The 12,238-nt window shown below is 65.9% G+C and carries 14 protein-coding genes and 3 pseudogenes; 5 read left to right on the top strand and 12 right to left on the bottom strand.

What is annotated here, in order from left to right; genetic code table 11:
- Nucleotides 1–100: 100 nt before the first annotated feature.
- The 7 genes and pseudogenes from ACPXY0_RS02750 to ACPXY0_RS02720 all read right to left on the bottom strand — a co-directional run bounded on the left by ACPXY0_RS02750 (nt 101) and on the right by ACPXY0_RS02720 (nt 3,543).
- On the bottom strand, nt 101–511 hold the full coding sequence (locus tag ACPXY0_RS02750; RefSeq protein WP_423928247.1) for a pentapeptide repeat-containing protein: 411 nt from the start codon (nt 509–511) through the stop codon (nt 101–103).
- Between the two features lie 15 nt (nt 512–526).
- Nucleotides 527–586 (bottom strand): annotated as a pseudogene (locus tag ACPXY0_RS02745) (pentapeptide repeat-containing protein); the annotation flags it as partial.
- 46 nt (nt 587–632) lie between these two features.
- The gene (locus tag ACPXY0_RS02740; protein WP_423928245.1) at nt 633–1,391 is read right to left on the bottom strand and encodes a pentapeptide repeat-containing protein; all 759 of its coding nucleotides are present in this window, start codon (nt 1,389–1,391) and stop codon (nt 633–635) included.
- Nucleotides 1,392–1,780: 389 nt separating this feature from the next.
- Complete coding sequence (locus ACPXY0_RS02735; RefSeq protein WP_423930767.1) at nt 1,781–1,972, bottom strand: hypothetical protein; 192 nt, start codon at nt 1,970–1,972, stop codon at nt 1,781–1,783.
- Nucleotides 1,973–1,981: 9 nt separating this feature from the next.
- Nucleotides 1,982–2,482, bottom strand: coding sequence for a hypothetical protein (locus ACPXY0_RS02730; RefSeq protein WP_423930765.1), 501 nt, complete (start codon nt 2,480–2,482; stop codon nt 1,982–1,984).
- A gap of 295 nt (nt 2,483–2,777) precedes the next feature.
- Nucleotides 2,778–3,089, bottom strand: a pseudogene (locus ACPXY0_RS02725) (relaxase/mobilization nuclease domain-containing protein); the annotation flags it as partial.
- Between the two features lie 115 nt (nt 3,090–3,204).
- Nucleotides 3,205–3,543: a MobC family plasmid mobilization relaxosome protein gene (locus tag ACPXY0_RS02720; protein WP_423928243.1), complete on the bottom strand. Its 339-nt coding sequence runs from the start codon at nt 3,541–3,543 to the stop codon at nt 3,205–3,207.
- A 919-nt stretch (nt 3,544–4,462) separates the two neighbouring features.
- On the opposite strand from ACPXY0_RS02720, the gene ACPXY0_RS02715 reads away from it, so the two are divergent.
- The 3 genes from ACPXY0_RS02715 to ACPXY0_RS02705 are packed head-to-tail and all read left to right on the top strand — an operon-like array spanning nt 4,463 to nt 6,158.
- The gene (locus ACPXY0_RS02715; protein ID WP_423928241.1) at nt 4,463–5,227 is read left to right on the top strand and encodes a PAS domain S-box protein; all 765 of its coding nucleotides are present in this window, start codon (nt 4,463–4,465) and stop codon (nt 5,225–5,227) included.
- Nucleotides 5,224–5,511, top strand: a complete 288-nt coding sequence (locus ACPXY0_RS02710; RefSeq protein ID WP_423928239.1) for an ATP-binding protein — start codon at nt 5,224–5,226, stop codon at nt 5,509–5,511. The genes ACPXY0_RS02715 and ACPXY0_RS02710 overlap by 4 nt, the downstream gene beginning before the upstream one ends.
- Nucleotides 5,508–6,158, top strand: a complete 651-nt coding sequence (locus tag ACPXY0_RS02705) for a response regulator (RefSeq protein ID WP_423928237.1) — start codon at nt 5,508–5,510, stop codon at nt 6,156–6,158. Before ACPXY0_RS02710 ends, ACPXY0_RS02705 begins: the two co-directional genes overlap by 4 nt.
- Here the strand turns inward: ACPXY0_RS02705 and ACPXY0_RS02700 are convergent.
- Nucleotides 6,155–7,573, bottom strand: coding sequence for a transposase (locus tag ACPXY0_RS02700; protein WP_423928235.1), 1,419 nt, complete (start codon nt 7,571–7,573; stop codon nt 6,155–6,157). The genes ACPXY0_RS02705 and ACPXY0_RS02700 overlap by 4 nt on opposite strands.
- Nucleotides 7,574–8,015: 442 nt before the next feature.
- Complete coding sequence (locus tag ACPXY0_RS02695; protein ID WP_423928233.1) at nt 8,016–8,258, bottom strand: hypothetical protein; 243 nt, start codon at nt 8,256–8,258, stop codon at nt 8,016–8,018.
- 67 nt (nt 8,259–8,325) lie between these two features.
- Between ACPXY0_RS02695 and ACPXY0_RS02690 the strand changes: the two genes are divergently transcribed.
- Nucleotides 8,326–9,594, top strand: coding sequence for a hypothetical protein (locus ACPXY0_RS02690; RefSeq protein ID WP_423928231.1), 1,269 nt, complete (start codon nt 8,326–8,328; stop codon nt 9,592–9,594).
- Nucleotides 9,591–10,049 (top strand): hypothetical protein, encoded by a 459-nt coding sequence (locus ACPXY0_RS02685; protein ID WP_423928229.1) that lies wholly within the window; start codon nt 9,591–9,593, stop codon nt 10,047–10,049. Before ACPXY0_RS02690 ends, ACPXY0_RS02685 begins: the two co-directional genes overlap by 4 nt.
- A 144-nt stretch (nt 10,050–10,193) precedes the next feature.
- Here ACPXY0_RS02685 and ACPXY0_RS02680 read toward each other — a convergent pair.
- From ACPXY0_RS02680 to ACPXY0_RS02670, 3 genes and pseudogenes are all read right to left on the bottom strand, one after another.
- A pseudogene (locus ACPXY0_RS02680) lies at nt 10,194–10,337 on the bottom strand (IS30 family transposase); the annotation flags it as partial.
- Nucleotides 10,338–10,683: 346 nt separating this feature from the next.
- On the bottom strand, nt 10,684–11,424 hold the full coding sequence (locus ACPXY0_RS02675) for a ZIP family metal transporter (protein WP_423928227.1): 741 nt from the start codon (nt 11,422–11,424) through the stop codon (nt 10,684–10,686).
- Complete coding sequence (locus tag ACPXY0_RS02670; protein WP_423928225.1) at nt 11,424–12,236, bottom strand: formylglycine-generating enzyme family protein; 813 nt, start codon at nt 12,234–12,236, stop codon at nt 11,424–11,426. Before ACPXY0_RS02670 ends, ACPXY0_RS02675 begins: the two co-directional genes overlap by 1 nt.
- Nucleotides 12,237–12,238 lie beyond the last annotated feature (2 nt).

Genomic DNA, 12,238 nt, shown 5'->3' with positions numbered 1-12,238 from the left:
CGCTACACGGAGGGAGCCTACTCCTCCTGCACCGAATGTCTCTATGCGGGCCGTTTGGAAGAGGGCTTCCAGCAAGCCAATTTAGCCCCACCCGTCCCGATCACCCCTTTCGATGGCTTCTCCAGAGCAGTGGCTCGTCCGTTTCGCCGTCCAGGGTTCCATCCAGAATCGGGGGGTTACTCGGGTCCGCTCTTGCCTGATCGAGTTGCTGTTGCGTCAATCCCAGCGCCGGAGATGGATCTCCGCACAGATAGTCTCGAGAGAAGTCGGCGCCGGTGAGGTTTGCACCATCGAGGTTTGTGCCGGCGAGACTCGCGTTTCCGAGATTCGCACCCGTTAGGTTCGCACCGGCTAGGTCTGCACCGCTCAAGTCCGCGCCCGCGCCACCGAGGTTCGCATTCGTCAGGTCGGCATTGCCAAGTTGAGCCTCGCTGAGATTCGCCCCCCTCAGGTCCGCCCCGCTCAAGTTGGCACGGAGGAGACGGGCATTGTCGAGTCTCGCGACCGCCAACCATGCTCCACGCATATCTGCCCCAACCAGATCGGCGTTCCTTAGGTCCGCTCCGTGAAGGTCCGTCCCAACCAGCTTCGAGGGGAATCGTGCTCCCTTCCACAGGTTCTCTGACGCAATATCAACGCGCCCGAGGTCGGCATTCCTCAGGTCCGCACCGCTGAGCCTCGGCCGTGAGGTTCACCCGCCTCATGTCGGCGTCGCGGAAGTTGGCACCCCGCATGTTCGCGGCCGACAAGTCAGCACCTGCGAGACGAGCGTCGGCGAGGCAGGCGTCCCAGCCCCGCACACGACGCATGTCCGCCTTCGTCAAGTCAAAGCCCGAGAAATCTGCCTGATGGAAAATGAATCCCGCGATGGAGGCATCCGCGAGATTCATCCGGAACGTCCCGTCCTGCTCCAAGGCAATCTGGCCCTCGCTCCGCTCGGCGATCGACCTCATAGCCTCTTCCACGTCCTTCGCAAGATCGGGGATGGGTCCGACGTCTTGACTAGCAGCGAGTAACACCTCCGGAGGGGAGTATGCAGAATAGTCCCTGGCCTCTTCGGCCGCCGCGGATTCCGGCTGTGCTTCCTCGCCGTCGGCCTTCGTCCGGTCCACGACAAATGCTGCGAGCGTTTGCATGACGCGTAGGTGGAAGACGTCTGGATACTGGGCGGCGAGGCGGGCCAGGGTATGGACGCCGCCAATGCGGACCGACCCAATGTCGGGATGGCCGGCGACTTCGGATTGGCGCTGCGCCGCCTGGGCTTGGCGCTCGGCGATCACGCTTCGCCAAATGGCCAGGGGAAGGCCAACTGCGGCCAGTATAACGAGCCCGACGTTCCGGATCGTCGTGCTTCCTGACTCACCTGCCGTCAGCCATGCCGGACACTTCATCCAGACGATGATCGTAGCGGCGACCAGGAGCAGCGCCCAGGCGATGATGGACCACTTGATCGCACTTCCCGACCTTGGGCGACGTGACGCTGTATCTCCAGCGCGAATCGCTCCGGAGCGCCTCGCGTGCTGTGGCGATTGTGCCACTAGTCCCCACCCCCACGTTCCCCGGACGTCAGGCCCATCACGCGCACGGTCCGCGCATTGGGCGGAGGGGTGCGGCGGACGCGTCGATCCGTCGCGGAAGGTTCTCTCGTATGGACAGCATTCATTGCGTCCGAAGATAACCGTGACGGGTGAGTCGGGGCACGCTCGTGGCGGTGAGGAGCGAGGTGTATAAAGCCCCTACCGGCTCGGCCCAAGGTCGCGGTCTCGCTGGGGCTGGCGCATCAGCTCCAGCGCCCGCGCAACGTCGCGGCGAGCGTCCCGTAGTCCGCGGCCAAGCGTGTCACCCGCCCGTCCAGCCGCTCGACTTGCCGCTGCAAGGCTTCGACCAGCTCGGCGTGCCGCCGCTGTTCCATCTCGTACTGCGCGGACAACCTCACCAAGGCGTTCGTCAACTGCTCCTCTAACGCGGTCATACAGCTCCCTCACTCTCTCGACAGCTTCACGGCAGGCCGACCGCGCACGGTCCAGGGCGGATACTCCAGTGAGCCGGCCGGCAGCACCACGAACCGTTCCCCGTCGATCTCTCTGAGCGTCACGCCCCAAGTCGTGTCCTCGATCTCGTCCACTGTCCAGCGGGCCTCTTCGATCTGCCGGTTCAGCGTCGCCAAGGTCTCGATCCGGAGTTCGATGCTCCTCCACAACCAGTGCATCGTCGCCCAACTGCCGCCGCTGATACCGAGAAAAAGGCTCAGGCCGACCAGCAGCGGCCGGAGCCACGCCTTGAGCAGGAGATCGCGCATCCTCCCGGTCGCCTCCTCCGTATCGGCCTCGATGGAACGCAGCGCGCCGCTCGCGACGGCGCTCAAGTTCTCGCCAAGCCGCTCGAACTCGCGCGCGGCCGTCTCCTCGATCTGTTGCCGGTCGGTCTCCATCCGGTGCCGCAGCCGGGAGGTCAAGTCGTTCGGGGTGGAAGTCGTGCTCATACAGCTCTCCCTTCAGCCGCCACCGCTTGCCGCTGTCCGGATCGTGGGCGGTCAGGTAGTTCTTGCCTCGGCGCGGCACCTCGAAGCCGACGTCCTCCAGGGCGGAGACCACGTCGGCGCGGCTCCCAACCGCGCCGTGCTCGACGCGCTGCACGAGGTAGTCGCGGATCAGTTCGCGCGGGTCGGCTTCGTGTTCGAGACCGGCCCTGAGTTTCGAGGCCTCGATGAAGGCCAGGTGGCCCGGCTGCTGCGCCCTCGCCCGCGCCGGGTCGTCCGGGCGGCTCCAGCCGTGCTCGTGGTTGAACGCGTCGCGGAGCGGATCGAAGGTCCTCTGCCAGCCCGGGGGCGCGATGTTGAGGCTCCGGCCCGTCTGGAGGTCGCACTGGGCGGCGAGGACGTGCGCGTGGACGCCGCCGCCGCGCTCGCGGTGCACGACCGCCGTCCAGGCGTAGCGGTCCGGCTCCAATCCCGCCCAGGCGGTCTTCTCGAACTCGTCGAGGACGGCCTCGATCTGTTCCTCGGCCGGCCGGTCCTCCGGCGCCCAGGCGATCACGGCCGACGTATACCTGCGCTCGAAGTCGAGCGAGTCGGCCACGGCGGCCACCATGTCCGGATTCCCGCGCAGCACTTGGACGCCCTCGCGCCTGTGTCCTTCGGCGTCCCGCTCGCCGACGAGATAGTCGACCGCTGCCCGGGCCGAGCCCCTGCCGTGGGGGAGGAACTTAAGGTGCATCGCCGCCGTCTCCGTCGAAGCGGGCCAGGGCGAGCAGCGACCGCTCGAACGACACCAGGTGGGCGATCACCGAGATGGCCTCGGTCGCCGAGGCGTACGTGTTCGCCCAGCGCGCGAGCTGGTTCAGGTTGTTGCCGATGCGCGCGATCTGACGGGTGCGTTCGCGCTCGGCGGAGCGTGCCGGCGCGGTCCACGTCCGCGTCCGCGCCATCGCCCGCCGCAGCAGTTCGGACGGAGAGACGCCGGCGGCCGCCGCCTTTTCCTGCCAGGCGGCGCGCTCCGCCGGCGTGACGCGGGCGGCGACCATCACGGTGCGGCACTCAGCCACGGACGCACCGGCGGCGGGGTTCGGGGGGCGGCGCACCGCGCCCGCCTACCGCCGCGGCAGCGGCGCGACAAGCCGGGGGGTCTAAGGGGGGCGGAGCCACCCCCTCGCCAGCCGCAGTGTTCAACACTGCGTAGGCTGGCTTAGCCACCGGAAGGGTGCCAGACAGCCCCCCGGCAAGCGCGACGGACGGCCTCTGGCGGTGAGAATCTCGGGTCGGTGTAGTCTCCATGCCGTACACGGAGAGGTCCAGTCCAAGCCGTGTCAACAGCCCGAATCGAGGCGATTTCCGAAGGCTTCCAGCGTCGTCCCGGAAGAAGATTGGCCTCCGCCGCCTTCCAAAGGAGCTACGATCAAGCCCGCACAGCTGCCAAAGCTATGTGACGCGATCGCTCCAGGCTTGGAGAACCTCGGCGGGGCGTGTCAGCAGGTCGGATTGCTGATACGCCTGAACAACTTGGCTCCCTGGGAACTTGGGCGAGTCAGGCCTCCGCGACTTCCGCCGGGACGCCCGACTCTGCCATCCACGACCGCACGCTCCGGGTCGTCTCAGGTGCTTCCACCGACGATGGAACCAGGAATACTGCTCGACGCGGTTGACCGGGGGCCGTTTGCCCTGGGGTCTTGGATGGCGACGGCCCGGCCCCTCCACGGGAGCCCGTTCGCCGAAGACTTCCTTCGAGAGTGATTACCGAGGTCCTTGACGGGAACATGGTACGTATCGACACCTGCCTCCTTCCAGGAATCGGCCGCCTAATGCCGGATGGTCGATTCAGGCTTCGTGAGACCCCGACGCGCCATGGTGTTTCGTGAGGGCGCAACGGGCTCGCTCTTGGGATAGGAACCTTGCCACGTGGGAGGCCGACGGCTACTGATCTCCCGCGCCCACCTTGCCGACCTCACTTCGTCGAACCGGATTGTCGTGCTTACCGACAGGGACTACAGAGCCGTTTTCGAGGCATCGCCGGACGCGACGCTTATCGTGGACCCCGACGGGGTGATCCGGGACATCAACCCTCAGGCGCTCGCGATGTTCGGATGGAGCCGAGAGGAGATGGTGGGTTCCGGCGTGGAACGGCTGGTTCCCGCCTCCAGTCGCAGTGGGCACGAGCAGCACCGCCGACGCTACGGCCAGGCGCCGCGGGCGCGGCCCATGGGACAGGGCCTCGAGTTGTCGGCGTTGCGCAAGGACGGCACGACGATCCCGGTGGAGATCAGTCTGAGCCCCGGGAAACGGGGATCCGGTAAGGAACACGTGATCTGCACGGTCCGTGACATCGCGGGCTGGAAGCGGATGCGCCGCGTGTCCAAGATGATGGTGACGGCGGCCGAGAACGAGCGGAAACGTCTTTCCCGCGAGCTTCACGACGGATTCCTCCAGTCCCTCGTGGCCCTCAAGATCCGGGTGAAGCTGCTGGCGGACGAGACGAGCAAGGAGGACAGGGAGCGGATGCGGGCGCTGGTCGCCGGCGAGATCCATGAGACAATCCTGGGGGTGAAGCGGATGATTCGGGAGCTGCTTCCCCCCGCACTCGATCATCAGGGTCTTTCCGCCGCTCTCGGTTCGGTGTTTCGCGACATCCGGGATATGTACGGATTCGAGGTCAACGCCAGCCTCGATCGGGTGACGACGAAGTGGACGCGGCCGCTGCGCTGGCCCTGTATCGGATCGTTCAGGAGGCCGTGACCAACGCGGCGAGGCACGCGCGGGTGAACGAAGCCACGGTGACACTCCGGTCGACGGGCGATGCGGTCATCGCCGAGATTCGCGACGAGGGGTGCGGGTTCGAGTTGCGGGATTCCGTCGCGGAACCGGACGGGAGTCACGTCGGCCTCGTCGCCATGCGTGAGAGGGCCGCGCTCGTCGGGGGCGACGTTACCGTGCGGACCTCCCCCGGCAAGGGAACCGCGGTTCGGGCCGCCGTGCCGATCATGGGTCCGGAAGACGGGGGGGATTCGGAACGGTGGTGAGGGTGCTGCTGGTCGACGACCACCCGGTGGTGCGTGCCGGCCTGAAGGCGTTGCTCGAGACCACCGAGCGGGTGGAGGTCGTGGGCGAAGCATCGTCCGGGGAGGAAGCGGTGGAGAAGGCCCGGACCCTGGAGCCGGACATCGTCATCATGGACTTGGCGATGCCCGGGATGGACGGAGTCCAGGCGACGCGGCGCGTGACCGAACTTGGACTCGGAGCCAAGGTCCTGGTTGTCACGATCCACGACGAAGATGAGTACCTTGTACCCGCCCTGAACGCCGGCGCGGCGGGCTTTCTGAACAAATCCGCCGCCGACACCGATCTCATTGGGGCCGTGGAAGCCGTCGCGCGCGGGCACACCTACCTGCCCCAGCAAGCGGCCACCTTGCTCGCGCGGCGGAAGGCGCATGGCGCCTCGAACCACAAGCCGGGACCCGACGTGCTCTCATCGCGCGCGGTTACCGCGATCGAGCTGTACGCGAGCGGCTTTTCGGCCAGCGAGACGGGCAAGGAGATGCGTCTCAGTCCCAAGACCGTCGAGGGCTACCTCGCCCGCGCCAAGGCCAAGCTCGGCCTCCACAATCGGCGCGACGTCGTGCGCTTCGCTCTTGAGGCCGGGCTCCTGCGGACCGAAGGCGAGCGCTAGCAGGCCGTGGCAAAACCGCGCTGCGGGCCACGGAATATGACCTCGGCAAAGTGTCGGCGGACTGTTGCGCCGGCGCGGCCGGGGCGTCGTCGGAGTGATATCCGGGCCTCGACGGGTCCCGGGTGGCCGAAAACGCGCGATTTCGGCCGGAAAAGGGCCGAAAAAGCGACCCGGAGGCCTCCCGTTTGAAGCGTGGACGCACGTCTGCCCTGAAGACTCCTCGGCGTGCCGTAGCCGTACCGGTGCCGCATCAGGAGCCCGAGGTTGAACCCGGCCGCGTGCACCAGCAGACGCTTGCGGATGTTCTCGTGCCCGCGAAGGTGCGTCCGGCGCATGCCGCCGGTGGTGAGCATGTGGGCGAAGGCGCGCTCCAGCTTCTCCCCCCGCGCTCTCAGCAGGCCCTTGCCCCGGGCGCCCCGGACCCGGCGCCGGTTGGCGTAGGTGGGCTTCCGCGCGGCCCGGTCCCGCTTCCAGCTCCGACGACCCCGGTTCGGCTCGCTCACGTAGCTCCGCACTCCGAGCCCCGCCAGACGCTTCATCGTCGCGTTCGAGTGGTAGCCCTTGTCGCACACCAGCTCCCGAACCTCCACGCCCACCCGCGCCAGTTGCCCGCAAGCCTCATCCAGCGTCCCGGGCAGCGAGGCGCAGTCGCCCCCCACGGTCGGCTGCACCGTCAGCCCGCACACCGCCCCCGAGCTCATGTCCACCGCATGCTCCAGCTTGTGGCCCATGCGCGTCCGCCCGTCCTTCATCTTCGTGATCCGCGCGTCCGGATCGTGCGGGTGCTCCCAGTCATCGTTGGACCCCTTCTTCGGCCGCTTCCGGTCCAGCTTCGCCAGATCCGCCCGGCTCGGCGTCTCGATCCCCGAAGCCTCGGCCAAGCCCTCCAGGAACAACTGGTATCCCTCCCCCGTGTCCCGCCGCACGATCGACCGCATCGCCGCGTTCCCCTCCAGCGTCGTCGAGTCGATCCCCAGCGTCTTGCCGCTCAGAAGCCCGCTCTCCTCCAGCAGCTCCAGCACCCGGGCGAACACCGCCTCGTGCGCCTCCACCGGCAGGCGCCGCCGCGTCCGCGATACCGTCGAGTGGTCCGGCGGGTTCTCATCCAGCTCGTAACCCAAAAACTCCCGCAGCGACAGAGACTCCGCGCACCGCCACGCGATCCCGCGCTCCGATCCGATCCCCTCCAGATACCCCACCACGAGCATCCGGAAGTACACCCCCGGCGGGATGCTCGGACGGCCCAGCCGCTGAGCGTAGTGCGCCGCGCACGTCTCCTCGCACCACCCGTCGAACCCCGCCGAAGCCAACAGCCCCTCCAGAGCCCGGTAGAACGGGTGTCCCGGAGCACGGATCCTCTCCGCCGCCACGAACAGCGCCTTCTGCCGCCCGCCCCTCCGCCGCCCCATCGCCATCGCCCACCTCCGACTGACTGGCCACTCCTGTCCCGGCCACAATCCAGCCATCAATGCCGGCGCGGAACATCCCGACTTTTACCACGGACTGATAGGCCCTTACGGCACCCCGCACGGGGGGGCCGCCAACCCATACGACCGCTGACCTGTTACGCGGGCGACCTCTCATTCTCCCGACCGCCGCGTTGGCCGCTCTAAACCCTCGCGATGATCTCGCGCTCGGAATCCGCATGTAAGGGTTTTCCCGGTATGGCTTGAGGGGAATTTCCCTCACGAATTCAAGGGTTTTCCCTCTATTGAGGGCCGGCGTGCGTTGCGAGGTTGAGAGTGCCGGTTCTGAACGGCTCGGCGCGGCCCGCAAGACCAGCGAGCGGCTGGGGAACGCGAAAGCTGGGAGCGCGGAAGAAGGTCCCCATTGGCAGAGGTGCTGCGCCGTAGATGTTCACTTCAACGCGGGAGTGGTACGATGGAGAAGCAGCGAGATGTTGCGGGACGGCGGCTCCGGCCGCTGCGTGGGATGGTTGCTGTTCTGGTCGTACTCGGCATCGTGCTGATTGAGGAAGCATGTAGCAACGACACCGACCTCGCCGGTCCAGAACCGCAGATTGATGTTCCCACATTTGCGGTGACCGATGCCGTTGAACCCGTCACTGAACCCATCATGGCTAGATGTGACCATCGGCACACTACTGGGCTCCGATAAGCGATTCAGCGAGATCAGTGGATCCGTATCGGAGTTCGGTGGTTATTGGATGGACGACGACGGTAACGTGGTCGTGGCCCTCACGGACACGACTAAGAAAACTGATGTTCTAGCCGTTGCCCACACGGAGCTGAACGACAAGATCGGCAACGCGGGCGGAACGATTCGGTACGTGGAGGTCTCCCGTCCGTTCAGCCAGCTTCTCAACTGGAAAGAAGGGCTGACGAGCCAGTTCTACTCGTTGGGCGTTGTGACGTTTCTTGATATCGACCAAGCGAACAACAAGCTGCTGGTCGGCGTGGTGAATTCCGCAGCCGTGACGACCGCGAAGAATCTGGCACGCACAAACGGTATCCCGGACGATGGCATTCGTGTGGTGGTGGTGGGGCGCGCTTACCCGGACCGAAGCACCGCCGAACCGTATCCCGGCGAATCGCAATCCGACGACCATACGCTTCGTGAGCGGTTCCCGCAGACACTCGGCGGCATCATGGTGCGTCACGGCGAGACGGACGAAGACCGCTGTACGCTCTGGCTTGGCGTGACGATGAGCGGCAATCAACGGTACGTGACATCCTCGCATTGCGACGTGGACGGATTTGCTGATCTGGATACGACTACGCCGCTATACCAGTCCACGACCAACGCGGCGGACCGTCTCGGGTATGAGATCGCGGATCCAACGCGAACCTGTACGGTGGGCGGCGGTCCCGGCGCCGCGGCTGATTGCAGATGGGCGGACGTAGCGCTGTTCGGCAAGAATACGGACGATGACCGTTTCGTACGTGGATGGATAGCGACTACGGTTGGAATCAACACGAATGACGAAACTGACGATCCGTTCCCCGTTACCGCCTATCGACACAAGCACGCAGGCGGTGACAGCCTTTACGTAGTACGATACGAAGGTGGTGAGGTCGATGGTCAGTATCTGTTCAAGGTCGGCCAGTTCGGTGGTCGCAGCCACGGTCGGGTCCAGCATGATTGCGTCGACATCTACGGCTGGCCCAACAGTCAGACGAACTACGCGATCCGCTGCCAGAACGTGGCGAACTATCCTCGATACGGAGGCGACAGCGGCGCGCCGATCTTCCACGGATCGAACGAGAAGCTGTTTGGTGCGCATGTCGGTCGGATCGGTGACGCTGGAACCAGTTCCGAGGACGACTTGGAGGGGCTGGTGTTCTACTCGCCAATCGCGAACATTGAGGAAGACCTTGGTGCAATGAACACTGAGGGTGATGAACACTTGGCGTGGGCAGTTCCAATCCATGTGCATCGTGCCGTAGCGGACGAAGACGGAGATGAGCCGAGATGAACCGAATCGTTGCAATAGCCCTCGCAGCCGGTCTCACGGCCGGCTGCGGGGAGCTGTTCAGGCCGGGCGATGAAGAAGTGATGGCGGCTCTCGTTATGGCGGGGTCAGGATGGCCGTACGACACAAGTGCGGTGACGACGCCCGATACCGTGAACGTGAACGAGTTGTTCCCAGTGACCGTCCAAACGTATCACACCTGTCTTCTGGAAGAGGGCCGAACACGGATCGACGTTGATGGTCTCCACGCGACAATCACCCCCTACAAGCGCTATTTCGGTCCTGGTAGCTGCCCGGATTTTCTCGCCGCCCCGATACGTACAGTCGATCTGCACTTCGCTGCGCCAGGCATCGCGCGGGTCACCGTGGTCGGGTTGGACGGGATCCGCTATCCGTACGAGCAACGCGAGAATCCCGCCAACGTCATCCACGTCTCCCGCAAGGTTGTTGTCCGGTAGCCGCATTTATCGCGCATCATCTACTACTCGAATAGATCGATGCAGCTCTGCAATTTCGGGGAATTGTAACGAGGGCTCTAGGCGAGTGGCCCGGTTTACGACCTGATCGCCCGATCCTACGGATTGTACATTTGCGGGGCGGTCTTAAGTGGTCACCGCAACGGTCTTGGCGAAGACCTCGCATGGTTTCAGCCAGCCGAGGGTTTGTCGAGGGCGGCCGTTGAGCTGCCGGGCGACGGCGTCGAGGTCGTCCTGTGAGTGGGCGGAGAGATCGGTGCCTCTGGGTGTACAAGTACGGTAATCACCTGACACCCGGCCTCGCCGAGGTCAGCGCGTCAGGCTGCGGTCTTCACCTCCTTCTGGGTTGATTTCTTCGGTTGCCGGATTCCCGCCTTGACTACCTGATGCGGCGTTCTCCCCTCGTCCAGCTGCTCGCACCCAGGCATCCTTGATCCGTGACGATCCCGGATCGCCGCTGTCCGTAGACGATCGAGAGGGTGCAAAGGAATCCGTCTCTGCGCGGTGGGCAGAATGGGGGGTAGAGCACCAAAGGTGAATGGTAAAATTTTCTTGAATCACGAGTTACGTCACTCATCCAATCAGTCCGCGGGAACGTTTCAGAGTGGCTCCCGGATCAGCCGAGCGCGCGCTGGAAGAGGACCATCCCCACGAGCGTGAGGCTCACGAGCAGCGCCACGGCCGGCTTCCTCTCGGTCTCGTAGGCCTCCGGGAGGAGTTCGACCAGCACCATGAACACCATGGCGCCCGCCGCGAAGCCGATCCCGTAGGGCAGCGCCGGCCGGAACACCTCGACGAAGAGGAACGCCGGCACCGCCATCAGCGGCTGCGGGAGCGACGAGAAGATGCTCCAGCCGGCACACTTCCACACCGAGACGCCGCGCGGCCGCAGCACGGCGCTGATCGCCAGCCCCTCGGGGATGTTGTGTACCGCGATCGCCACCGTGATCACGGTCGCCAGCGTCACCCCGCCACCGAACGAGACGCCGACCGCCACCCCCTCCGAGAAGGAGTGGACGGTCATGACGATGACCATGAGCGCCATCTGCCGGGCGTCCGCCCCGCGGACGGAACCGATCTCGAGGTCGTGTCCTTCCAGCGCCCGCTGCGTGACGAGGATGAACCCGACGCCGATCACCGCGCCGAGCAGCGTCTGCCAGCTCCCGTGCGCCGTCCCCTCGGCCACGAGGCCGAAGCTGGCCCCGAGCATGAGCCCGGCGGCGAGCGCGTTCGACACCGCGACGGCCCGCGGCGACACGTTCCGGACGAAGGCGAACGGGATCGCGCCCAGCCCCGTGGCGAGCGCCGTGATGAGCCCGTACAACCCGACAATGACCCACGGATCCGGCGTCTGCATCAGTTCATCGTCCGCGCGACGCGGAAACCGTAGTTGGGATACCGGACCTCCGCCGAGTTCCTGGTGCGGAAGGCGAGGCGGAGGAAGGCCGGGCCGTCGACCCACGCCGCTCCCCGCAGTACGCGCTCGATGCACCCAGGCAACTCCCACGCGCTTCCGTCGCTGGGCGCGCCCGCGTAGCTGTCATGCCAGCAGTCCTGGGTCCACTCCGCGACGTTCCCCAGCATGTCGTACAGACCGAAGGCGTTCGGCTCATAGGAACCCACGGGCGCCGTCTGTTCGTGCCCGTCCGCGCACGGGGCCCGTTCGTCCCGGCCGTTCGCATACCGGCACTGACCGGCTTCCGTCTCCGCCCAGTACCGCGCCGTCTCCGCACCCGCACGGGCCGCGTATTCCCACTCCGCCTCGCTCAACAGTCGGTAGTGTTGTCCGGTCTCACGCGACAACCAGGCGACATATTGCTGCGCCTCGTCCCAGGTCACGCTGATGACGGGGCGATCTTCCCTGCCCCAACCCCAGTCGTCGGGTTCACGCTCGCAGGCCAGCGCCCACACACAGGCCCTCCACTCGGAGAAGGTCACTTCGTAGACCCCGACCGCGAACGGCGCCGACATCTCCACCCGGTGACGTGGATCCTCGTCCTCCCACCGGTCCGCCTCCGTCGCCGGAGATCCCATCTCGAACGCGCCCGCGGGGATCACAACCAGCCGCGGGCAGTGCGCACAGTCCCGAAACACGTCTCCGGGACCTGGTCCCTGGGCCGCGACGGGAGCCGCGGCGACCAAGAGCATCAGCGAAATCAGGGGGCGCACCC

Origin of the sequence: Candidatus Palauibacter sp., from assembly GCF_965237495.1 — a bacterium.
Lineage (GTDB): Bacteria > Gemmatimonadota > Gemmatimonadetes > Palauibacterales > Palauibacteraceae > Palauibacter.
This window is presented reverse-complemented; position numbering and strand designations above follow the sequence as displayed.